The 21,635-nt window shown below is 58.2% G+C and carries 19 protein-coding genes; 4 read left to right on the top strand and 15 right to left on the bottom strand.

All coding sequences use genetic code 11. From position 1 onward, the window contains the following. Positions 1–1,643: 1,643 nt before the first annotated feature. Positions 1,644–2,108 carry a DUF6676 family protein gene (locus ACKFRY_RS08245; protein ID WP_040425242.1) on the bottom strand — a complete coding sequence of 155 codons (465 nt, stop codon included), beginning with the start codon at positions 2,106–2,108 and terminating at the stop codon, positions 1,644–1,646. A gap of 328 nt (positions 2,109–2,436) precedes the next feature. Here ACKFRY_RS08245 and can point away from each other — a divergent pair, with 328 nt between their 5' ends. Both can and ACKFRY_RS08235 read left to right on the top strand, forming a co-directional pair. After that, positions 2,437–5,250 (top strand): aconitate hydratase, encoded by a 2,814-nt coding sequence (can, locus tag ACKFRY_RS08240; protein WP_408922641.1) that lies wholly within the window; start codon positions 2,437–2,439, stop codon positions 5,248–5,250. A gap of 191 nt (positions 5,251–5,441) precedes the next feature. Next, the gene (locus tag ACKFRY_RS08235; RefSeq protein WP_204609017.1) at positions 5,442–6,017 is read left to right on the top strand and encodes a TetR/AcrR family transcriptional regulator; all 576 of its coding nucleotides are present in this window, start codon (positions 5,442–5,444) and stop codon (positions 6,015–6,017) included. A gap of 77 nt (positions 6,018–6,094) precedes the next feature. Here the strand turns inward: ACKFRY_RS08235 and ACKFRY_RS08230 are convergent, their stop codons facing one another. From ACKFRY_RS08230 to ACKFRY_RS08210, 5 genes are all read right to left on the bottom strand, one after another. Next, entirely contained in the window at positions 6,095–7,231 is a 1,137-nt protein-coding gene (locus ACKFRY_RS08230) for an ATP-binding cassette domain-containing protein (RefSeq protein WP_408922640.1), read from the bottom strand. Beyond that, positions 7,222–7,914: an energy-coupling factor transporter transmembrane component T family protein gene (locus tag ACKFRY_RS08225; protein ID WP_408922639.1), complete on the bottom strand. Its 693-nt coding sequence runs from the start codon at positions 7,912–7,914 to the stop codon at positions 7,222–7,224. The genes ACKFRY_RS08230 and ACKFRY_RS08225 overlap by 10 nt, the downstream gene beginning before the upstream one ends. After that, entirely contained in the window at positions 7,914–8,624 is a 711-nt protein-coding gene (locus tag ACKFRY_RS08220; protein WP_179387566.1) for an ECF transporter S component, read from the bottom strand. The genes ACKFRY_RS08225 and ACKFRY_RS08220 overlap by 1 nt, the downstream gene beginning before the upstream one ends. A 182-nt stretch (positions 8,625–8,806) precedes the next feature. After that, on the bottom strand, positions 8,807–9,778 hold the full coding sequence (locus ACKFRY_RS08215) for a nucleoside hydrolase (protein WP_408922638.1): 972 nt from the start codon (positions 9,776–9,778) through the stop codon (positions 8,807–8,809). 21 nt (positions 9,779–9,799) lie between these two features. After that, the gene (locus ACKFRY_RS08210) at positions 9,800–10,474 is read right to left on the bottom strand and encodes an NAD(P)H-binding protein (protein ID WP_005324825.1); all 675 of its coding nucleotides are present in this window, start codon (positions 10,472–10,474) and stop codon (positions 9,800–9,802) included. Between the two features lie 104 nt (positions 10,475–10,578). On the opposite strand from ACKFRY_RS08210, the gene ACKFRY_RS08205 reads away from it, so the two are divergent. Both ACKFRY_RS08205 and ACKFRY_RS08200 read left to right on the top strand, forming a co-directional pair. After that, a complete protein-coding gene (locus ACKFRY_RS08205) occupies positions 10,579–10,848 on the top strand; it encodes an ACT domain-containing protein (protein WP_250408549.1) in 270 nt (89 codons plus the stop codon). Between the two features lies 1 nt (position 10,849). Beyond that, positions 10,850–12,214 (top strand): PFL family protein, encoded by a 1,365-nt coding sequence (locus tag ACKFRY_RS08200; RefSeq protein ID WP_250408547.1) that lies wholly within the window; start codon positions 10,850–10,852, stop codon positions 12,212–12,214. 24 nt (positions 12,215–12,238) lie between these two features. On the opposite strand, the gene ACKFRY_RS08195 is transcribed toward ACKFRY_RS08200, so the two are convergent. The 9 genes from ACKFRY_RS08195 to ACKFRY_RS08155 all read right to left on the bottom strand — a co-directional run bounded on the left by ACKFRY_RS08195 (position 12,239) and on the right by ACKFRY_RS08155 (position 21,586). Further along, positions 12,239–13,561: a DUF2254 domain-containing protein gene (locus ACKFRY_RS08195; protein ID WP_005324828.1), complete on the bottom strand. Its 1,323-nt coding sequence runs from the start codon at positions 13,559–13,561 to the stop codon at positions 12,239–12,241. A gap of 6 nt (positions 13,562–13,567) precedes the next feature. After that, complete coding sequence (locus ACKFRY_RS08190) at positions 13,568–15,199, bottom strand: ABC-F family ATP-binding cassette domain-containing protein (protein WP_005328391.1); 1,632 nt, start codon at positions 15,197–15,199, stop codon at positions 13,568–13,570. 114 nt (positions 15,200–15,313) lie between these two features. Further along, complete coding sequence (locus tag ACKFRY_RS08185) at positions 15,314–15,721, bottom strand: metal-sulfur cluster assembly factor (protein ID WP_005324830.1); 408 nt, start codon at positions 15,719–15,721, stop codon at positions 15,314–15,316. After that, positions 15,722–16,174, bottom strand: coding sequence for a Fe-S cluster assembly sulfur transfer protein SufU (sufU, locus tag ACKFRY_RS08180; protein WP_005324831.1), 453 nt, complete (start codon positions 16,172–16,174; stop codon positions 15,722–15,724). Then, positions 16,171–17,418, bottom strand: a complete 1,248-nt coding sequence (locus ACKFRY_RS08175; RefSeq protein ID WP_005324833.1) for a cysteine desulfurase — start codon at positions 17,416–17,418, stop codon at positions 16,171–16,173. The genes sufU and ACKFRY_RS08175 overlap by 4 nt, the downstream gene beginning before the upstream one ends. Before the next feature lie 45 nt (positions 17,419–17,463). Continuing rightward, entirely contained in the window at positions 17,464–18,222 is a 759-nt protein-coding gene (gene sufC / locus ACKFRY_RS08170; RefSeq protein ID WP_005324834.1) for a Fe-S cluster assembly ATPase SufC, read from the bottom strand. Positions 18,223–18,252: 30 nt separating this feature from the next. Continuing rightward, positions 18,253–19,407: a Fe-S cluster assembly protein SufD gene (gene sufD / locus ACKFRY_RS08165; RefSeq protein ID WP_005324835.1), complete on the bottom strand. Its 1,155-nt coding sequence runs from the start codon at positions 19,405–19,407 to the stop codon at positions 18,253–18,255. A 5-nt stretch (positions 19,408–19,412) separates the two neighbouring features. Next, entirely contained in the window at positions 19,413–20,852 is a 1,440-nt protein-coding gene (gene sufB / locus ACKFRY_RS08160) for a Fe-S cluster assembly protein SufB (protein WP_275431205.1), read from the bottom strand. Then, complete coding sequence (locus ACKFRY_RS08155) at positions 20,849–21,586, bottom strand: metalloregulator ArsR/SmtB family transcription factor (protein WP_005324839.1); 738 nt, start codon at positions 21,584–21,586, stop codon at positions 20,849–20,851. Before ACKFRY_RS08155 ends, sufB begins: the two co-directional genes overlap by 4 nt. Positions 21,587–21,635: the final 49 nt, after the last annotated feature.

Genomic DNA, 21,635 nt, shown 5'->3' with positions numbered 1-21,635 from the left:
GGGATCCCCGCCTGTATATTTCGCACAAACACAGGCGTTATCGCATGCCTTATTGGGCGGCCTAGAGGTTCGCCTTGGGTAGATATCAATAGATACGCGAAGCTAACCCCCTGGTGCCCGCAGACACTAGAGCGGTAATTGTTGATAGACTGCCTACTTCGGCTGAGACTTCACTCCGGGTGTGCACATTCTGTGGACGCTCAGCAGACTTAGGGCTTTCATGTTGGAACTAGAGACAGTTGAGGACGATTGCTGCGCCGATACTGGACGACTCTAACCGCTACTGTTTCCCCACAACAGCGATATCCAGACAATTTGCACTCTGGCAAGAGAGCCTAAAGGTCTACTTGCGCGAGTCCGCCAAGCCGGACACAGATGGTCTACAACTATCCTCTGTTCAAACAAAGTCCCACGACTGTGAAATCCACTTCTATTCTTGCGCTGCGCGCGACATACGCTCCAGGGTGCGTTTTACAACCCGCGATTCCGTATGCCCCGATCACGTCTTCGTTGCACTGAGCACCGTGAGAACTGCTCTACGGGTTCTGGCAGACCTCGCCGCGGCGCCAACTGGAGTCCAAAAGGTCTAACCTTTTGAGCACTACCGAGCCGTCGAGGGCAAGCAGCCACAAACCATGAACAGGCCGCACGAAGCTGACCCTTGTGGAGTGATTCGGCGTTCCCGGACCCTATCCCTATGGACCTCTCCGTACGCACCTTCTGTAACAACAGGCTTTTAGCCTTAGCCATATAAAGGTTCGCACCAAAATTTCCACACGGTGGAGTTCTAATGAACCCGTCTCACCTCATAAACGGAAGGTGGGTTGATGTGTAATTTTTCGAACATTGTAATCGCTCAAGTTCTTTGCCTGCGTTCCCAATCGCTATCGAAAGGTCCCGGTTCATTGACTTCCAAGAACGGCCACTCGACGTTCTAACTTTCGCTCGAGGCGTGCTTCCCCACATACCCGTGCGAGTTCTCTCGTGACAGTCAAGGCTAAGCCCATGAACCCAGGAAGCAAGAAATGTCTCCTGAGTCGACAATCGAACCTTACGTCACGACACGCCCGTTTCGCACAATTTTCCCGCAATTCACGTGAGTCAAGTTAATTCACATGACTCAACATGTGCACCTAACCTGCAATGATTTTGTTACCATCCCGTTATTGTGACTTTAATCACTAGACAACCGGAGCCCCATACGCCCTACTAGCCCCGAGTCTGACCATAACCAGGACAACTCAACCACTCCCCCACCGGATGTCAACCCCTAAGGGTTTACTTTGACCACTCCCCCGCCCCATCCACGATCCCCAATTAGGTATCCGGCTCACGTTAAGTCCAGGCCGAACTTCTGCCTCCCCAATCCGCAACCGACTCTCCCGGCACCCCGTGAGTGAACGAAACTGCGTCATCCACATTCGCCCGGAGTCCTTCAGTACACGCCTTCGGGTCAGTTGCCCGAGTTTTCCGCGCATCAAAGGCCCGCAAAAGTTTCACCCTCTAACGTGATACTTTCTCGAACAAACTTAATTTTCAGGGACTATTTGTCGAATTCTGAAAAGCCAAGTTCCACGTTTCTCGCCCGGCTTTCATCACTAGCCCGTCTCGCACGCCCAGCTTCCGTAGGTTCTTTTCAACTATTAGAGCGTGCGACGGCCGGCCGCTAGGAAAGAGCCAACCAATACAATCACGGCGATTACGGCAACTGCCCCCACCACTGCGCCGACCGGGAAGCTGATTTGGTCTAGCCCCCTGTAGTACTCAGACAGAAGGTCTACTTGTTCAACCCCAGGCGGGATCTGTGCCTGCACCGACTCAATGTCGGCACGGCTATAAGTGTCACTAACGGAAGAAACATGGCGAGGGGTTTGTACGATGACGGTATTCAAGCCTGTCGCATCCTGGAGCTCTTGGGCAATGTCACGGACATCAGGTGCCCGATCAGCCACCACATCAACCACGGCCACTCCGTCACCGTCTCGCAAGCCTTGAGCTACCTCCGCGTTGAGCTGTGCATCTTGGCTGAGCGTTGGGGACGTGTAGGCCACGCCATCCTCTTCCAGCTGGCCTGCCAAATCAGCTACATCTACGCCCGCGGGAACCATGTGTATCTCTTCCTTATATATAGGGCTCCTAAACTTCTTCTCCCCCAAGATACGGGCGGGCCACAGACGTCCTTCCCCTCAACTCGCCGAATTTCTCGAAAAGGTGAAAACAGAACGCTTGTACTGTTACAATGGCAGCGACCGAAGGTTTTAGCCTCTACAATATCTAGGTGAACCATCGCGTTCTTTGTCGCCTTCAACACAGCGGGCCCCATGGTCGCGTCGCGTCACACCAGTGACCAATGATGCCGAGCACTGCCCCGCGGTGACGACTGGCGGCGAGTACCAAACAGAACACACTGTTTATTAACAAGGAATGGAGCTCCCTGTGACTGAAAGCTTGAACTCCTTCGAGGCCAAGAAGACCCTTGACGTCAACGGCAAGTCTTATGACTACTTTGACATCAACACCGTCTCCGGCTTGGAGAAGTTGCCTTACTCCCTCAAGGTGCTGGCAGAAAACCTGCTGCGTAACGAGGACGGCAAGAACGTAACCAAGGACCACATCAACGCCTTGGCAAACTGGGATCCGGAGGCAGAGCCGGACACCGAAATCCAGTTCACCCCAGCACGCGTCCTCATGCAGGACTTTACCGGTGTTCCTTGCGTTGTTGACCTCGCTACCATGCGTGAGGCCGTCTCCGCACTGGGTGGCACCCCGGATCAGGTTAACCCTCTCAACCCGGCCGAAATGGTCATTGACCACTCCGTCATCGTTGAGGCTTTCGGCTCTACCGATGCGCTGGAAAAGAACGTTGAAATTGAGTACCAGCGCAACGAAGAGCGCTACCAGTTCCTCCGCTGGGGTGCTGAGAACTTCTCCAACTTCCGCGTTGTTCCTCCAGGAACCGGCATCGTCCACCAGGTAAACATCGAGTACCTGTCCCGCGTTGTATTCGACAACGAGGGCCTCGCTTACCCGGATACCTGTATCGGTACTGACTCCCACACCACCATGGAAAACGGCCTGGGCATTCTGGGCTGGGGCGTCGGCGGCATCGAAGCAGAGGCTGCCATGCTCGGCCAGCCGGTATCCATGCTTATCCCGAAGGTCGTAGGCTTCAAGCTGACCGGTGAGATTCCTACCGGCGTCACTGCAACCGACGTCGTTCTTACCATCACCGAGATGCTGCGCGAGCACGGCGTTGTTCAGAAGTTCGTTGAGTTCTATGGCAACGGCGTTAAGTCTGTCCCGCTGGCAAACCGCGCCACCATCGGCAACATGTCCCCTGAGTTCGGTTCCACCGCTGCGATCTTCCCGATTGACGAGGAGACCACCAAGTACCTCGAGCTCACCGGCCGCCCGCAGGAGCAGATTGACCGCGTCGAGGCCTACGCCAAGGCACAGGGAATGTGGCTGGAAGAGGACGCTCCAGAGGCAAAGTACTCCGAGTACCTCGAGCTGGACCTGTCCACCGTTGTTCCTTCCATTGCCGGCCCGAAGCGCCCGCAGGACCGCATCCTGCTGACCGAGGCCAAGGAGCAGTTCCGCAAGGATCTGGCTAACTACACCACCGACGAGGTTTGCGTTGACGAATCCTCTGTCGAGGCAAAGCGCATGTCCGCAGAAGGCGGCGCTCCAGTTATGGAGGACGTCACTGGCGGCTTGAACAAGGCTCGTGAGGGTCACGGCGAGTCCTCGGCTACCGGCGCGAAGGGCCGTCACTCCAACCCAATTACCGTTGAGTCCCAAAACGGTGGCGAGTTCACCTTGGACCACGGCATGGTTGCCATTGCCTCCATCACTTCCTGTACCAACACCTCTAACCCATCCGTCATGGTGGGCGCAGGCCTTATCGCCCGTAAGGCAGCAGAAAAGGGTCTGCAGTCCAAGCCATGGGTTAAGACCATCTGTGCTCCTGGCTCCCAGGTTGTTGATGGCTACTTCCAGCGTGCAGACCTGTGGAAGGACCTCGAAGCCATGGGCTTCTACCTCTCCGGCTTCGGCTGCACCACCTGTATCGGTAACTCCGGCCCACTGCCGGACGAGGTTTCCGCAGCCATCAACGAGAACGACCTCGCTGCCACCGCGGTACTTTCCGGTAACCGCAACTTTGAGGGTCGTATCTCCCCGGATGTCAAGATGAACTACTTGGCTTCTCCAATCATGGTCATCGCCTACGCCATCGCCGGCACCATGGACTTTGACTTTGATGCACAGCCGCTGGGTCAGGATAAGGAAGGCAACGATGTCTTCTTGAAGGACATCTGGCCTTCCCCACAGGAGATTGAGGACACCATCCAGTCCGCCATCTCTCGCGAGATGTACGAGGCTGACTACGCCGACGTCTTCAAGGGCGACGATGCTTGGCGCAACCTGGACGTGCCGGAGGGCGAGACCTTCAAGTGGGATGAAGATTCCACCTACATCCGCAAGGCTCCTTACTTCGACGGCATGCCAACCGAGCCGAACCCGGTTGAGGACATCAAGGGCGCACGCGTGCTGGCAAAGCTGGGCGATTCCGTCACCACTGACCACATCTCCCCTGCTTCCGCTATTAAGCCGGGCACCCCGGCTGCGCAGTACCTCGATGAAAACGGCGTTGCCCGCCAGGACTACAACTCCCTGGGCTCCCGTCGTGGTAACCACGAGGTTATGATGCGCGGTACCTTCGCGAATATTCGCCTGGCCAACCAGCTGGTCGACGTCACCGGTGGCTACACCCGTGACTTCACCCAGGAAGGCGGCCCGCAGGCCTTCATCTTCGATGCTTGCCAGAACTATAAGGAAGCCGGCATCCCGCTCGTTGTCATCGCCGGCAAGGAGTACGGCACTGGTTCTTCCCGTGACTGGGCAGCCAAGGGTACCAACCTGCTTGGCGTGAAGGCTGTTATTACTGAGTCCTTCGAACGTATCCACCGTTCCAACCTGATTGGTATGGGCGTTATCCCACTGCAGTTCCCGCAGGGCGAGTCCCACGAGTCCTTGGGCCTGGATGGTACGGAAACCTTCGACATCGAGGGCATCTCCGCTTTCAACGATGGTTCCATCCCGAAGACCGTCCGCGTCACCGCTACCAAGGAGTCCGGCGAGGCCGTCGAGTTCGATGCCGACGTCCGCATCGACACCCCGGGTGAGGCTGACTACTTCCGCCACGGCGGCATCTTGCAGTACGTTCTGCGTCAGATGGTCAAGAACTAAGCGTCTTCGCGCAGTCCTTTAGCCCAACCGATGGGTTAAAGGACTAAGTTCAGTCGACAACGCGGGGTTGCACCGCCCTCTCTCAGGAAGGGCAATGCGGCCCCGCGTTTCGTCACGTCGATTTTATTTCTTATTTAAAATTACTGATTAAACAATCTTTAGATATCCCCCATTAAGGAGAGTTCCCTACTATGCCCATCGTGAGCGAATCTGAACTTAGTCGCCGCCGGCACGACATTCTCGTAGGTGCCCGCCGCTGCTTTGCAGAGCACGGGTACGAGGGAGCTACTGTTCGGCTACTCGAGCAAGCGACGGGTAAGTCACGTGGCGCAATTTTTCACCACTTCGGTGACAAAGAGTCACTATTCCTTGCCTTGGCGCAAGAAGATGCCGCTCGTCAGGCCGAAGTCGTGGCTCAAAATGGCTTGGTAGAAGTCATGCGGGAAATGCTCCAGCATCCAGAGCGCCACGATTGGCTGGCCACTCGCTTGGAAATCACTTCCCTGCTACGCACGGACCCTTCGTTCGCCGCTCGGTGGAAAGAAAATCAATCGGTTCGTGATGAAGCCGTTCGCGCACGATTGGCATCTAATGCGGATAAGGGTCGCCTACGAGATGATGTAGGAATCGATACCTTAGCCATCTATCTTGAGGTATTTATGGACGGATTCATTAATCGACTTGCCTTGGGCGATACCGCGGAGCTGGAAAATGTTCTTGACTTAGTAGAGCAATCCATCCGCGGTGCTCAGGCGAGCCCACAGTAATCCCCCGTACATCCAATCCTGCTCCCGGCTGCTTCTTAACTGATCTTGGAAAGAGCCGGGAGCAGTTTTGTATGCGCTTATAGCTTCGGCGCCGGCAGTGTCTTTTCCGCTACTTCAGCATAGGTTTCTATTTCAGCCACAAACTTAGGATCGTGGCAGGTAACCACGAGGGAACTGCCGGACTGCAGTGCGTAGTGGATGAGTTGGTGCATGAGCCAGCGGTCGGCAGCTGAAAGCAAGGTGTCTGGTTCGTCGAGCAGAACCACCGGTCGCTGCTGCCCGATCACGTGGGCAATCTGCGCAAGCCGCAGGCGAGACGATGATAGATCGAGAGGATGGTCTGCGGGGTTTAGTCCCAGCAGGTTGCGCACGGTGTCATTGGGGACGAATTCCTCCACCGTTGGGAATACTGCCTGATCAAACGGCGATTGCAGGGCAAGAGCGGGTGGATTCGAGACAACTCCGGCGCCATCGAGCCCAGCCGCGGCGCGCAGGAGCGTGGTCTTTCCACTGCCATTATCGCCGCGCAGCCACGTAACCGCGGATTCCGCGATGGGGATTTCCACCGGTCCGACGCTGAAGGACGTGCCACTGGGCTGAGAAAAGTGCCACCATTTCTTCTTTGCCGCACCCCGGCGTGCCGTTAGCGGACCGATACTCCCTGTCCGGGGGCTTGCAGAAACCCGCGGTAAGTCTACGGCCGCTACGAGTGGGCCTGTTCCAATGATGTGCCCACCCAATTCTTGCCAGGAAGCACTGGATATAGAAATGACGCAGGTTTCCGGCAATTCCTGCAAGAGGCGAACCACTTGCGTGCGCGAGTTAGCGTCCAGCCCGGCTGCAGGCTCGCACACAATCATGACTTCTGGCTCGCGAATGGCAACGCAGGCTGCCGCCAACCTGCGCGTTTGGCCACCGGATAGCTGTGTTGGGTTATGTTCACAGTAGTCAGACAGGCCCACAGCGCGAAGCATTCGCTCCCCGCGCCGCTGCATTTCAGAGGCAGGCACGCCGGCATTTTCGAGGCCTAAAACTACTTCTTCGATACAGGTTTCCCGCAGGAAGCTAATCTGTGCTGAGGCATCCGTACCGATGATGGCTTCGGTAGATAGGTGCTCGGCTAGTTCCACGGCAACGTCTTCGACGGCTGTGTCAGGTTCGACGAGTACTTGATAAATGGCCCCAGGGGTGGGCTCAATGCGGGCTAGATCCATGTAGCAATCACCACCACAAGGCTAACTAGCGGAATGACGAAGCGTAAGACGCGGGAGACCATGGAATCGGTAACGGGGCGCAGTAGGGTGCGTTGCCCTTCTTGGTCGAATCCGACGGCGGCTAAGGCCTGGCCACGTTGGGTTCCTTGCGTAAGGAGGCGAGCGATGACGGGAATAATGACGCGCGAGATGGTATTGCGCCAAGTCACGGTAATGCCGGCGAGCTGGTTGGCTTCACGGACGCAACGCCAAGCGTGCGCACCTTGGGGCAGGGTTTGTAGGGAGGCTCCAACGATATACGCGACCTTGTGGCCAGCGCGCGAAACTTGCAGCCACTTGGCGATATCAGCAATGCGCAGCACTGCCATGGCCGCGATGAAGCAGGCCATGAGGGCGCAGAACCGGAGGGTGAGGGTGGCGGCGAGAACCAGGCCGTCGCTAGTTAGCAGCGGCAGCACCGGGTCATCACCGTAGGGGGCGTGAATGACCAGCATGGAAAGGGCCGCTGGGGCGCTTAGCGCCAATGTTGTCAAAATTACGGAGGCGTTGCGGGTAGCGGCGGTACCGCAGGCTAGGGCGATGAGCACTACGCTTGCCGACGCCACCGGGGTATTTAGCGCCAAAGTAAGGACCCAGCCGCAGGCCGCGATGGTGACAACGGTGGCGGGATGAAGGCCTTGCATTACCGTGGCTGGAGGGATTCTCGGGTGCGCTGCGGCAATGCCTTGACCGCTGCCCAGACAATGAGGAAGACCAGTGCCTTATCCAGGGGATCCGAAATAAAGGACTGCAGCGTAACCGAGGCGATGAGGGAATTGCCCAGTTCTCGGAACAGCGAAACAACCGCGCCCGTACCAAGACCTGCGGTACCGCCATAAACAAAGGCAGCCACTGGTGCGGCGAGCATGCCGGAAATGATTCCAATGATGGCGCCGCTGAGAATGACCCACCACACCTTAGTGAAAGCGCCCTTCTTGATTACCAGTCCGGAGAGGAACCCCGTGGCGGCGGACACGGCGGCGAAGGGCAAAGCGGCGGGGTTCAACAGTCCCCATACGACGGAGGACAAGGTACCAGTAGCCAATCCGGCGATGGGTCCCGCGAGCGCGGCTACCAGGATCGTTCCCACGGAGTCGATATACAGCGGAACACCGATAGAACCGATGATTTCGCCGACAACAATATTGAGCACTAGTGCTACCGGGATGATGGCGATGGTTCGCGCCGGTAATGCCGGAACGGTGCCGGTGAGAAGGAGCGCGGCGCCAACGAGGTAGCCGGCGAGGGTAATGAGCGCCTCGGTCGAGCCGGCAACGGATTCCCAATCAGTAGGACGCAGAAGAACCAGATAAATCCAGGTTGCGGCGACGATGAGTGCACCCGCGATGACCATAGCCTTGCGGACGGGGGTGAGAGAAAGCTGTGACACAGTAAAAGTCCAAATCCATATACCGAAAAATGGGCAAAATAAACGCCGACCGCGGATGGTGCTGCTTTCCTATGTCACCTCGGAAAGCGAGCTCGCACGGCACGTGCGCCGCGGATAATAGTAGAGGCTCTGCGTGCTAAAAGCCACTAATGCGAAACCAATAGCGTCAATGCCCGCGCGCATTCGTGGTGTGCGGCCTCCATGTCTGCGCTTGTTACCAGCCGCGCGTTGTGGGCGCGGCCCCAATGGTTGCGCAAATCTGCGACGCTCGTACCACGCAGCAGTGGCGATTCCGCCTCGACGTCCATGGTGGTTTCTATCGCGTCGAAATTGATGCGTCCGAGTGCAATCATGCAGGTCAAGAGGTCGTGAATCTGAGCTTGATATCCCTCCCCCTGTGCCTGGTGGAATTCAAAATAAAAACGCAGCACGTCCGGCAGGATTTGTGCCGTGGGGTGCTCCCCCAACAATTCCAAGGCCTCGTCTAGGCGCTGCGGAGTAATGAGAAACTGTTCCGTTACTTCGAGGGAACACAGCGTGGTGAGAACGCGTGGGGCGTTTGAATGAAAATGTTGGGCGGCGGCGTGCGGATCCACCCAAAAGTTCCATTCGGCAGTTGGCGTGGTGTTTCCGCGGTAATTGACCGCGCCGCCCATGATGGTGATGGCACCGAAGCGCGCGGCAGCCTCGCTATGGGTTGCTTCGAAGGCCGCAAGGTTGGTGACCGGTCCAGTAACGATCAGCTGCAGATCGTCATGGGTGGCTAATGCTTCTTCCCATACCTGCTGCCAATCGCGCTGTTGTAGCTTGGCGGCGGCAGCGGGGGCGTGTGCGTAGCCCAGCCCTGTCGGGCCATGGGTCTCAGGGGTGGTGGTGAGATCTACCTTGAGGGGTTGGGGTAGGCCGGGGGCTACGGGGACGTCGGAAAGCGAGCACAGGTCCAGAATCCAGCGGGCATTATCCGCGGTCCGGTGGACCTCGACGTTGCCGGCCGTGGTGGTAACCCCCACCAGCTCGATCTCCCCGGCATGATGCAGCCCCGCCAGGTACATAAGGGCGAGGCAATCATCGATGCCGGGATCGCAATCAATAAGTACAGCTGGTGGCTTAGCAGTCATAATGCCAGCCAGTCTAGCGCCTTACTTGATGGAGCTCACCGGATTGTCGCCATCAACGAAGGCAAGCGGGGATCCCGGCAGGTTTTCACGGCCAAGGGACTCGACGATGACGTCCGCAACCAGCTCGCGAGAAGAAGTCAGAGACTCCTTCAGCTTCTTATCCTCAATCTGCTCAATGCCCTTGGCTGGTTCCTCGGTCAGCATCGCTGGCTTGAGGATGAGGTGCGGGTAGCTGGCCTGTACAAGGCGGTTGTCTACTTCCTTCTTGGACTCCACGTAGGCATACCACTTCTCATCGGCAGGATCCGTGGTTGCTACCTGGGAGCCGACATAAGAGATCATCACATAGGCAGGCACATTCTTGCCCTCCTGCTGCAACTTGTCCATGGCGTCGAGGGTAGCGAGGGCGCCATCGCGGTCGACGGCCCAGGTGAGGTCTGCCCCACCGCGGCCGCCATTGCCAGCGCCCCAGACTACAGCGTCATAAGCGGCGAAAAGCTCTGCCCACTGATCCACGGTTTGTTCAGTAATATCAGCCATAACCGGGGTCGCGCCGAGCTTTTCAATCTCGGCCTTCTGCTCTGGGTTGCGGATGAGGGAGTGGACCTCATGGCCGGCGTCAACCAGCTTAGGGGCGGTCAGCAGCCCGACCTTGCCGTGTCCACCGATGTACAGAATCTTCTTCTTATCAGTCATACCGCCCCACCGTAACAACGGCGCGGCCGGCGTGCAGACGGCCTCCTTACTCCGGCACGCACAAACCACCGCGGCGCGCTCGGCAAGCAGATAGAATTGCACGCATGTATGCCATTATGACCGTCACCGGAGCCGATAGCACCGGCATCATCGCCGCGGTGACCACTACCCTTGCAGAACTCGATATCAACGTCATTGACGTCTCCCAGACGCTCATGGGCGGATACTTCACCATGATCCTGCGCGTCGAATTCGATGCGGACAAGGTCTCCATCCAGGCCATCAAGGAGCACATGCGCCCGGTGGCGGAGGAAAAGCACCAGTCCATCCGCATTCAGTCCGAAGACCTCTTCACCGCCATGAACGAAATTTAATATGAGTACGCGTTTTAATACCACCAATATCTTGGACACCATCGAGATGATTGAGAACTATCGTCTCGATATCCGCACCGTGACCATGGGCATCTCGCTCCTCGGATGCACCCGCTCCACCATGGAGGCTACCTGCCAGGCCATCTATGACCGGGTCACCCAGCAGGCAGGGCGCCTCGTCGAGGTATGCGAAGGCATCGAGGGCGAGCTCGGCATCCCCATCGTCAATAAGCGCATTTCCGTAACCCCCATCTCCTTGGTGGTGGCCGGCGTAGAGGGAAACCCCGTTGATGCAGCGAAGGCGCTGGACAAGGCGGCAAAAGAGGTCGGCGTCAACTTCGTGGGCGGCTATTCCGCCTTGGTAGAAAAGGGCGCTACCACCGCCGAGCAAAAGCTCATCAGCTCCATTCCGGAGGCGCTGGCTACTACGGACGTCGTGTGTTCCTCCGTAAACATCGCCAGCTCCCGCGCCGGCATCAACATGGATGCGGCGAAGAAGATGGGCGAGGTCATCAAGGAAGCGGCCGAGCTGACTAAGGATGATTCTGCCATTGCATGCGCCAAGCTCGTGGTCTTTGCTAACTCCGTGGGAGATAATCCTTTTATGGCCGGCGCCTTCCACGGCATTGAGGAACCCGATTGTGTGGTCTCCGTGGGCGTTTCTGGCCCGGGTGTGGTCGACCGTGCCTTGGGCTCGCTCGAGGGGGCCAGCTTAGACCAGGTTGCAGAAGAGGTGAAGAAGGCTGCTTTCAAGATCACTCGCGCCGGGCAGCTGGTAGGCACCATGGCCTCGGAGCGCCTGGGCGTTCCTTTCGGCATCATCGACCTTTCGCTTGCCCCCACCGCCGAATTGGGCGATTCGGTTGCGCACATCTTGGAGCACATGGGCCTAGACCAGGTAGGCACCCACGGAACCACTGCAGCCTTGGCTCTGCTTAACGACGCCGTTAAGAAGGGCGGCATGATGGCTTGTTCCCGCGTGGGCGGGTTGTCAGGTTCCTTCATCCCCGTTTCCGAGGACAAAGGCATGATCGACGCGGTCAAGTCCGGCTCCATTTCCATGGACAAGCTGGAGGCCATGACCGCTATTTGCTCGGTTGGTTTCGACATGATTGCCCTGCCGGGCGATACCTCGGCCGCGACGATCTCGGGCATGATCGCTGATGAGGCCGCCATTGGCGTGATGAACCATAAAACCACCGCAGTACGCGTCATTCCGGTACCTGGCGCCCAGGTAGGCGACGAGGTCAGCTTCGGCGGGCTTCTTGGCTACGCCCCTGTCATCCCGGTCAATCAGGTGGGCAATACGCAGTTCATAAACCGCGGCGGCTTCATCCCCGCCCCGGTGCATGGATTCCGCAACTAGCGCCAGCGACAACCGCGCCGCGGTCTAATCCGCGGCGTGCTCCTCGCCTGGCTTATCGGATTCCGCCCACGCAGCTAGGTTGGCCTGGAAGTGCTGGTAGGAGGCCTCCAACTGTTTCAGCTCCACCTCACCGCCTACCTGGCGGCGGGCATCGGAGTAGATGGCCCGGGCGGCGTCGTCAAGCACGCGCCGGCGTTCCGCTGTGCGAAGGAGGGCAACCACCTTAGCGAGGTTATCCAGCATGCTGAGGTAGATCTCCGCATTATCGGCCGCATCGCGCCGAATCTGTGTAAACATCGCCTCGACGATCTCGTCATAGCTAAAGGTCTGATAATCCAGCCGAAATTCGCCGTCCACATGCACAATGCCCTGCGGAAGCCGCTTATCCCCAATCACGGTGAGAATCTGGGTAAAGCGGTCAATGATGTCAATTACCGTAAATGGGTCATTAACGCCGGTGCTCAAAGCGCGGGCAGCAATTTCTGCAAGGTGCCGAGCGGTAAACCGAGGATCGTGGGCAGAGGCGTTTTCGCGGTGTTGCGTGAGCACGATATGACGCTCAATATCTTCCGGCAAACGTGGCACGCCGTGGGCAATGACCTCGCCTTCCAATACGAGGTCTCCCGGTGCCACGCCGAGGTGCACCGCGCAATCCTCTTGCGCTGCAGCCTGCGCGATGGCGTCATAGTCCACGAATTTGAGATAGCCAGTCTCACTACTGCGGCGCTTTTGCGCGTTCGTGTAGAACTCTGGCCCCGGCGCTTTTACTTTCTCCTCCTCCTCACCGCGGCGGATGAGCCGGCGCATGTGGCTTTCTACGTCTTGGGCAACCACGTGCACCACGTGGGACATGCTGATGGATTGCGCAATGTGCACGATGAAGTAGATGAGGAAGACAACGCAGGCGATGGCCAGCAGCACTGTGACGGCTACATTGAGGGAAGGAACGTATTCTTCTACCCCACCGCCGCCGGTACGAACCGCGCGCAGGGATAGGAGCGCAAAAATAAAGGTTGCCAGGTAGATCGCCAACGTGGATTGAATGGAGCGATCCTTTAAAAACTCGTGCAGGAGGCGCGGGCCCATCACCGTGACGACACCGGATAGCGCGGTCAGCGTGATGAAAAAGACGGTGCCGGCCAAGGAGAGTGACGAGGTTGCTACCGCGCTTAAAATCCCTTGCGCGCTATCGGCGCTGCCGTCATAAAAGGGCGTGTCCGACACGTCAAAATTGCTACCAACCGCAATGAGCAATTCCGCGCCGATCGCGGCGATGGCCACCGCCACGGCGGGGATGAGCCAAAACTTCTCCCGCCAAGCGGGCATCCTCTCCAGCAGTGTCTTCATAAATCCCTAAGCTAGCTCCACGATCTCCATATAGTCATCGGACCACAGGTCCTCATCACCATCGGGCATGATGATCACGCGTTCCGGATCCAGTGCCTTAACCGCACCCGGATCGTGCGTCACCAGCACCACAGCGCCCGTATACGTTTTCAGTGCATCAAGCACCTGCTCGCGCGAAATCGGATCCAGGTTATTGGTCGGCTCGTCTAGCAACAGGACGTTCGCGCGGCTGGAGACCAAGGCGGCTAGCGCAAGGCGCGTCTTCTCACCGCCGGAGAGGGTACCCGCAGGCTGCTCCAGCTTCTCACCGGAGAACATGAAGGCGCCAAGCAGGCTGCGCAACTCCTGCTGATCCGCGTCTGGGCAGGCATCGATAGTGTTTTGCCACACGGACTTATCCGGGTCGATGGTGTCATGCTCCTGCGCGAAGTAGCCGATGCGCAGGCCGTGGCCGCTGACGATGCCACCTTCACCATCGGTGCGTTCCACGCCGGCAAGCAATTTCAACAGGGTGGTCTTACCTGCACCGTTGTAGCCGAGAACAACCACCCTAGAGCCTTTGTCGATAGCGAGGTCTACGCCCACGAAAACCTCCAGCGAGCCGTACATCTTGGTCAGACCCTTGGCATTCATGGGCGTCTTGCCGCACGGCGCCGGCTCGGGGAACTTAATATTGGCCACCTTATCGGCCACGCGGACCTCGTCGAGCTCGCTCATCATGCGTTCAGCACGGTGGAGCATCTGCTTTGCCGCGGCGGCCTTGGTTGCCTTGGCACCGAGCTTGGCAGCCTGCTTTTGCAGTGCAGACGCCTTCTTTTCCGCATTGGCACGCTCTCGGCGACGCCGCGCTTCATCGGTAGCACGGGCATCGAGGTACTTCTTATAGCCCATGTTGTAGACGTCGGCCTCGCCGCGGACCGCGTCAAGGAACCACACCTTGTTGCACACGGCCTCCAGCAGTTCGACGTCGTGGGAAATCATAATGAGCCCGCCCTCATGCTTGGACAGGAATTGGCGCAGCCACGTAATAGAGTCGGCATCCAAGTGGTTAGTCGGCTCATCCAAGAGCAGCGTGGTCTGGGATTTGCCGGAGCCTTCAGTAGCTGCAAAGAGGATCTGTGCCAGCTCCACGCGGCGACGCTGGCCGCCTGAGAGGGTCTTGAGCTTCTGGTCTAGGACACGCTGTGGCAGGCCCAAATTATCGCAAATCTGCGCACACTCGGAATCGGCTTCATAGCCGCCGAGCGACTCGAACTGCTCCTCCAAGCGGGAATACTTACGGATAGCCTTATCCCGGAACTTATCGTCCGTGGCCGATTCCATGAGCTCTTGTTGCTTCGCCATGCGGCGCTTAAGATCATCCAGGCCGCGTGCGGAGAGAACGCGCTCGCGCGCCGTTTGCTCGATATTTCCCTCGCGGGAATCCTGGGGCAGATAACCAATGGGGCCCGAGCGAGTCACAGAACCACCATAAGGCTCCGTCTCCCCTGCCAAAATGCGCATGGTCGTCGTCTTGCCCGCGCCGTTGCGGCCGATGAGGCCAATGCGGTCGCCGGGCTGCACGCGGAGGTGCTGCCCGGGGGCGTCGAGAAGCGTGCGCGCTCCTACCCTGACTTCGAAATCATTGGTTACAATCACGAAGAAATAGTCTAGCAATTGACGCGGCCAACGCTAAGACGCACTAACGCCCCCAACAGCCACTTCCCGAATCCGAGAAATGCGCTGCTGGGGGCGTGTGATTAATACGCGATTTTAAACCGCGAAACCGAGGGCCTGAAGCTGCTCGCGGCCCTCCTCAGTAATCATTTGCGGTCCCCATGGCGGCATCCATACCCAGTTGATGCGGACGGCATCGGCCAGCTTATTGGCCTTGACGATGTCTTCGACCTGCTCCGCAATGACATCGGTCAGCGGGCAGGCCGGCGAGGTCAGCGTCATATTGATCATGACGATTTCCTTGCCATTGTCCTCTTCAAACCAGAGGTCATAGACAAGGCCCAGGTCGACGACGTTAATGCCGAGCTCGGGGTCGATGACATCGCGCATGAATTCGGTGACGTCAAAGGCCTTAGAGATCTGCTCTTCGGTCTGCTCCGGGCGCTCGCCGCTGCCGGAGAATGAAGAGTTCTCGTTCTGATAAGGATCTACGGGTTCCGTCATCTAGTTCTCCACTTCAGTTAGTGCATCGGCGGATGCAGCCTGGAAGGCCTTCCATCCGAGGAGCGCACACTTGACGCGCGCTGGGTACTGGGACACGCCGGCGAAGGCAACGCCGTCACCGATGAGGTCTTCATCGCCCTCTTCTTGGCCACGAGAGGTAATCATCTTTTCAAACTCGGCCAGCTTCTCGTTGGCTTCCGCAAGCGGCAGTCCAACGATCTCTTCAGCCATAACCGAGGTAGAAGCCTGCGAAATGGAGCAGCCTTCCGCGTCATAGGAGACGTCCTCGACGGTCTTGCCGTCGTCCGAAAGGCGCACGCGCAGGGTGAGCTCATCGCCGCAGGACGGGTTCACGTGGTGAACCTCGGCCTGATATGGCTCCCTCAGGCCGGCGTGTTGGGGGTTCTTATAGTGATCCAGGATGACGTCCTGGTACATGGAATCTAGGTTCATGAGGCAACTCCAAAGAATTCGCGGGCAGCCTTGATTGCGTCCACCAGCTTATCTACTTCTTCCTCGGTGTTATATAGGTAGAAGCTAGCGCGGGCGGTGGACTGTGCGCCGCAGGCACGGTGCAGTGGCCACGCACAGTGGTGGCCAACGCGAATGGACACACCGTGGTCATCGAGGACCTGGCCCAAGTCGTGCGGGTGAACGCCTTCCACAGTGAAGGAAATGGCGCCACCGCGATTTTCGGTGGTCTCTGGACCGATGATGCGCAGACCCGGGATTTCCTTGAGCTGGCGCAATGCGCGCTCGGTGAGCTTCTTTTCGTGCGCGTGGATATTGTCCATGCCCACTTCTTCCAAGAACTTCACCGCGGCTCCAAGGCCAACCACCTGGCTGGTCATCTGCGTGCCCGCCTCAAAGCGCGTCGGCGGCTCGGCAAAGGTGGTCTCTTCCATCTTGACGATCTCAATCATGGAGCCACCGGTCAGGAAAGGTGGCAGCTTCTTGAGCAGCTCATCCTTGCCGTACAGCACACCAACGCCGCTGGGGCCACACATCTTGTGGCCGGAAAAGGCCGCGAAATCCACGTCCAAAGCATGGAAATCAACCGCCATGTGTGGCACCGACTGGCAGGCGTCGAGGACAACCATGGCGTCCACCGCGCGAGCACGGCGCACCAGTTCATCCACGTCCGCCACGGCACCCGTGACATTGGATTGGTGAGTAAACGCAACTACCTTGACGGAATCATCGAGCTCGAGCGAATCGAGATCAATACGGCCGTCTTCGGTCATGGAATACCACTTCAACGTAGCGCCGGTGCGAGCACACAGCTCCTGCCACGGCACCAAGTTGGCGTGGTGCTCCAATTCGGTGATGACAACGGTATCGCCCTCGCCCACGTAGAGGTCCCCCGCGCGCTCGTCGCCAAGCACATAGGCAACTTCGTTCAGGGCCTCAGTGGCATTTTTGGTAAAGGCGATCTCGTCGCGGTCCGCGCCCACGAATGCGGCGATAGCTTGGCGCGCGGACTCGTAGGCATCATCGGCCTCTTCTGCCAGTTGATAGGAACCGCGGTGAACAGGGGCGTTCGTGTGCAGCACAAACTCCTCTTCCGCCTTCCATACCGGCAGCGGGCGCTGGGAGGTAGCACCCGAATCCAGATACACCAGTGGCTTATCGCCACGCACCGTGCGCTGGAGAATCGGGAACTGTTCCCTAATTGCGTTTACATCAAATCCAGACATGAATCTTCTTTGGATAGTCGCGGTTGACCGGCCGAGGGTCGGTCCTTACTTGAGGAACTGGTCGTAGCCGTCAGACTCGAGCTGGTCCGCCAATTCAGCGCCACCGGTCTTGATGACGTGGCCGTCAGCGAAGACATGGACGAAGTCCGGCTTCACATAGTTCAGGATGCGCTTGTAGTGGGTAATCATCAAGATGCCACCATTGGTTTCCTTCTGGTAGCTATTGATGCCCTCAGACACGATGCGCAGAGCGTCAACGTCCAGGCCGGAGTCGGTCTCGTCCATGACTGCGAACTTCGGCTTCAGGATATCCAGCTGCATGACCTCGTGGCGCTTCTTCTCACCGCCGGAGAAGCCTTCGTTTACGGAGCGGGAGATGAAGGACTTATCAATCTTCAAGTTCTCGCGGGCCTGGGTAAGCTCCTTGTTCCATTCGCGCAGCTTCGGTGCCTCGCCGCGAATGGAGGTGACTGCGGAGCGCATGAACTGAGAGACCTTTACACCCGGTACCTCAGTTGGGTACTGCATCGCCAGGAAGAGGCCGGCGCGAGCGCGCTCATCGACGGGCATCTCCAGCAGATTTTCGCCGTCGAGAAGCACCTCGCCCTCGGTGACCTCATACTTCGGGTGGCCGGCGATGGTGTAGGACAAGGTGGACTTGCCGGAACCGTTCGGGCCCATGATGGCGTGGATCTCGCCGGAGTTGATGGTCAGGTTAACGCCCTTGAGGATTTCCTTCGGCTCGCCGCCTTCTTCCGTCGGCAGCACCTGGGCGTGGAGGTTCTTAATTTCCAGAGTAGACATAATGTGTGTGGGTTTCCTTCTATGAAAGAGTTAGGCGGAGATCTTTTCCAGTTCTTCGGAAATGCGGTTTTCCAATTCCTCGGACAGGGACTGCACCGGAATACGGTGGATGACCTCATTGAAGAAGCCACGGATGATGAGGCGGCGTGCTTCAGCCTCTGGAATGCCGCGAGACATCAGGTAGAACAACTCGATGTCATCGAAGCGACCAACGGTGGCCGCGTGGCCTGCACCGGTAATTTCACCGGTCTCAATCTCCAGGTTAGGGATTGCGTCCGCGCGAGCGCCCTCAGTCAGGATCAGGTTGTTGTTGGTCTCGTAGGTATCGGTGCCCTGTGCATTGGAGCGGATAAGGACATCGCCTACCCAGCAGGTGCGGGCCTCATTGTCCTTGGTGCCCTGCAGTGCGCCCTTATAAAGGACGTGGGAGCGGCAATTAGGGACGGAGTGATCCACCAACATGCGGTTTTCGAAGTACTGGCCTTCATCAGCGAAGTAGACGCCCAGCAGCTCTGCGTCGCCGCCTTGCTCGGTGAAGTTCACGCGAGGCACGATGCGTACCACCTCGCCGCCAAAGATGGCGGAGTTGTGGCGCAGCACGGAATCGCGGCCGAGCTGTGCCACGTGGTTAGACAGGTGTACGGCATCGTCTTCCCAATCAACGTCAACGACGACGGTCAGGTGAGCGCCATCGCCCACGATGAACTCGACGTTATCTGCGTGGGTGCCAGAGCCGACGTACTTCAGGATGACGGTGGCTTCCGCGTGGTGGCCTACCTCGATGGAGGTAGCGCCAAAGGAAGTTACGCCCTCGCCCTTGCCGGTGTAGGTAATGACTACGGGCTCTTCCACCTGAGCCTCAGCGTCAATGGTGACAACCTGGCCTTCAGGCATAGAAGTCCACGCCTGAGCCGCAACGCGGTCAGACGGGGTACCAACGCGGCCCAAGCGCTCGTCATCGCGAGCGACGGTCTCGGAGCTTACGCCTGGATGTTCGCTCACGGTGACATCCTGTGCCACTACCTCAGCGAACTCGCCATTGTGTAGTCCACGGAGCTTGCGCAGGGAGACGAAGCGCCACACCTCATCGCGGCCGTGCGGCACCGGGAAGTCCTCCACGTTGGTGGAGGTAAAGACGTCACCCTTGGTGATCTTATCCGGATTGAATTCGTTCGAAGCGACCATTTTCTTTAGCCGACCGATCCTTCCATTTGCAGTTCGATGAGGCGGTTGAGCTCGAGGGCGTACTCCATCGGCAGCTCCTTAGCAATCGGCTCAACGAAGCCACGCACGATCATCGCCATTGCTTCTTCTTCCGCAATACCGCGGGACATCAGGTAGAACAGCTGCTCCTCAGAAACCTGGGAAACGGTTGCCTCATGGCCCAGCGTGACGTGGTCATTGCGGATGTCGTTATACGGGTATGTGTCCGAACGCGAGATATTGTCCACCAGCAACGCATCGCACTCGACGTTAGAAGTGGAATGGTGCGCGTTCTGATTAACCTGCACCAAGCCGCGGTACGCGGCGCGGCCGCCGGCACGGGCAACCGACTTAGACACGATATTGGAAGAGGTGTGCGGAGCCATGTGAGTCATCTTGGCGCCCGTATCCTGGAACTGATTCTCACCAGCAAAGGCAACGGAGAGAACCTCACCCTTGGCGTAAGGACCGGTCATCCATACGGCCGGGTACTTCATGGTCACCTTGGAGCCAATGTTGCCGTCGACCCATTCCATGGTGCCGCCTTCTTCTACCTTGGTGCGCTTGGTCACCAAGTTGTAGACGTTGCTGGACCAGTTCTGAATGGTGGTGTAGCGGCAGCGGCCGCCCTTCTTCACGATGATCTCCACTACTGCGGAGTGCAGGGAATCAGACTTGTAGATAGGAGCGGTACAGCCCTCGACGTAGTGAACATAAGCGTCCTCGTCGACGATGATGAGGGTGCGCTCGAACTGGCCCATATTTTCCGTGTTGATGCGGAAGTAAGCCTGCAGCGGAATATCTACATGCACGCCCTTGGGCACGTAGATAAAGGAACCACCGGACCACACTGCGGAGTTCAGCGCGGAGAACTTATTGTCACCGGCTGGGATAACGGTGCCGAAGTATTCCTTGAAAAGCTCAGGGTAGTCGCGCAACGCGGTGTCAGTATCGACGAAGATGACACCCTGGCTTTCCAGGTCCTCACGGATCTGGTGGTAGACAACCTCAGACTCGTACTGGGCGGCCACACCGGCAACGAGGCGCTGCTTCTCAGCCTCTGGAATGCCCAACTTATCGTAGGTGGCCTTGATATCGTCAGGGAGTTCGTCCCAGGTCTGGGCCTGCTCCTCAGTGGACTTCACGTAGTACTTAATCTGGTCGAAGTCGATGCCAGACAAATCCGCACCCCAGGTGGGAACGGGCTTCTTATCAAAGATGTTCAGTGCCTTCAGGCGCTGGTTAAGCATCCATTCCGGCTCGCCCTTCTTGGCGGAAATATCGCGAACTACATCTTCGTTCAAGCCGCGGCGAGCAGAAGCACCAGCCGCGTCCGAGTCGTGCCAGCCGTACTCATATGCACCAATGGAATCAATGATTTCATCATCGGTCATCTTGTTCTCGGGTGCCGATTGTGCCTGGGTCATGACTCGCTCCTTTCAGTATTTGTATTAACGGGTGTCAAGGGGATGTTTGTGGTACAGATCCCGTGGCCTCCGGCGATGGAGGCCAAAGGCTGTACGTGTTTGCCTAATAGAGCAGAAAAGACTTCTTGTTCCGCCTCACACAGCTCTGGGTGCTCGGCCGCCACATGGGAGACCGGACAATGATGCTGACAGATTTGCACTCCCTGACCAGCGCGGTCCACCGTGGCGGCATACCCGTGCTCGTCCAAGACCTCGGCCAGCTTACGGGCCACATCCTCTACAGATTCGCCCTCTTCTACGAGGGGGCGCACATCTGCAACGAGTCGCTCGAAGCGGACCTTAGCAAAGCGCTTAACGGCCTCAGACCCGCCGACGTCGCGAAGCGCCGTCAAGGCATCAGAGGCCAAATCATCGTAGGCGTGGCCGAATTGCGCTCGGCCACGATCGGTGAGGCGGAAATGTTTGGCTGGTCGCCCGCGACCAGAGCCGCTACCCGCTGAACCGCGGGTAACTGGGCGGCGGCGCACAACCTCCGTCAATTCCTCTTCCACCAAATTGTCTAAGTGCCGGCGGATTCCGGCAGCAGAAAGGCCAAGGCGTTCACCCAAGTGGGAAGCGGTAACGGGCCCGTCCTTCAGCAGCAACAGCATCACTTGCCGGCGGGTATCGCCATCCGTAGTGCGGGATTCCTTAGCCGCCTTGTGCGTAGTTTCTACGCGCTGAGGTGTGCTCATGCCGGGACCTCCCTTCGTGCTTCGCTCACTTACAGCCGCCCTGCAGCCG

Origin of the sequence: Corynebacterium tuberculostearicum, assembly GCF_046097255.1 — a bacterium.
Taxonomy (GTDB): Bacteria; Actinomycetota; Actinomycetes; order Mycobacteriales; family Mycobacteriaceae; genus Corynebacterium; species Corynebacterium tuberculostearicum_J.
This window is presented reverse-complemented; position numbering and strand designations above follow the sequence as displayed.

What these genes read in the sequence shown, in the direction of transcription:
- ACKFRY_RS08220 (WP_179387566.1), bottom strand. Translation starts at nt 8,624, where the DNA reads ATGGTCATCGCGGGTGCACTCATCGTCGCCGCAACCTGGATTTATCTG.
- sufB (WP_275431205.1), bottom strand. Translation starts at nt 20,852, where the DNA reads ATGACCCAGGCACAATCGGCACCCGAGAACAAGATGACCGATGATGAA.
- ACKFRY_RS08200 (WP_250408547.1), top strand. Translation starts at nt 10,850, where the DNA reads ATGAGTACGCGTTTTAATACCACCAATATCTTGGACACCATCGAGATG.
- ACKFRY_RS08185 (WP_005324830.1), bottom strand. Translation starts at nt 15,721, where the DNA reads ATGACGGAACCCGTAGATCCTTATCAGAACGAGAACTCTTCATTCTCC.
- ACKFRY_RS08210 (WP_005324825.1), bottom strand. Translation starts at nt 10,474, where the DNA reads ATGACTGATAAGAAGAAGATTCTGTACATCGGTGGACACGGCAAGGTC.
- ACKFRY_RS08175 (WP_005324833.1), bottom strand. Translation starts at nt 17,418, where the DNA reads ATGTCTGGATTTGATGTAAACGCAATTAGGGAACAGTTCCCGATTCTC.
- ACKFRY_RS08225 (WP_408922639.1), bottom strand. Translation starts at nt 7,914, where the DNA reads ATGCAAGGCCTTCATCCCGCCACCGTTGTCACCATCGCGGCCTGCGGC.
- ACKFRY_RS08195 (WP_005324828.1), bottom strand. Translation starts at nt 13,561, where the DNA reads ATGAAGACACTGCTGGAGAGGATGCCCGCTTGGCGGGAGAAGTTTTGG.
- ACKFRY_RS08205 (WP_250408549.1), top strand. Translation starts at nt 10,579, where the DNA reads ATGTATGCCATTATGACCGTCACCGGAGCCGATAGCACCGGCATCATC.
- ACKFRY_RS08245 (WP_040425242.1), bottom strand. Translation starts at nt 2,108, where the DNA reads ATGGTTCCCGCGGGCGTAGATGTAGCTGATTTGGCAGGCCAGCTGGAA.
- ACKFRY_RS08155 (WP_005324839.1), bottom strand. Translation starts at nt 21,586, where the DNA reads ATGAGCACACCTCAGCGCGTAGAAACTACGCACAAGGCGGCTAAGGAA.
- sufD (WP_005324835.1), bottom strand. Translation starts at nt 19,407, where the DNA reads ATGGTCGCTTCGAACGAATTCAATCCGGATAAGATCACCAAGGGTGAC.
- ACKFRY_RS08215 (WP_408922638.1), bottom strand. Translation starts at nt 9,778, where the DNA reads ATGACTGCTAAGCCACCAGCTGTACTTATTGATTGCGATCCCGGCATC.
- sufC (WP_005324834.1), bottom strand. Translation starts at nt 18,222, where the DNA reads ATGTCTACTCTGGAAATTAAGAACCTCCACGCCCAGGTGCTGCCGACG.
- sufU (WP_005324831.1), bottom strand. Translation starts at nt 16,174, where the DNA reads ATGAACCTAGATTCCATGTACCAGGACGTCATCCTGGATCACTATAAG.
- ACKFRY_RS08235 (WP_204609017.1), top strand. Translation starts at nt 5,442, where the DNA reads ATGCCCATCGTGAGCGAATCTGAACTTAGTCGCCGCCGGCACGACATT.
- ACKFRY_RS08230 (WP_408922640.1), bottom strand. Translation starts at nt 7,231, where the DNA reads ATGGATCTAGCCCGCATTGAGCCCACCCCTGGGGCCATTTATCAAGTA.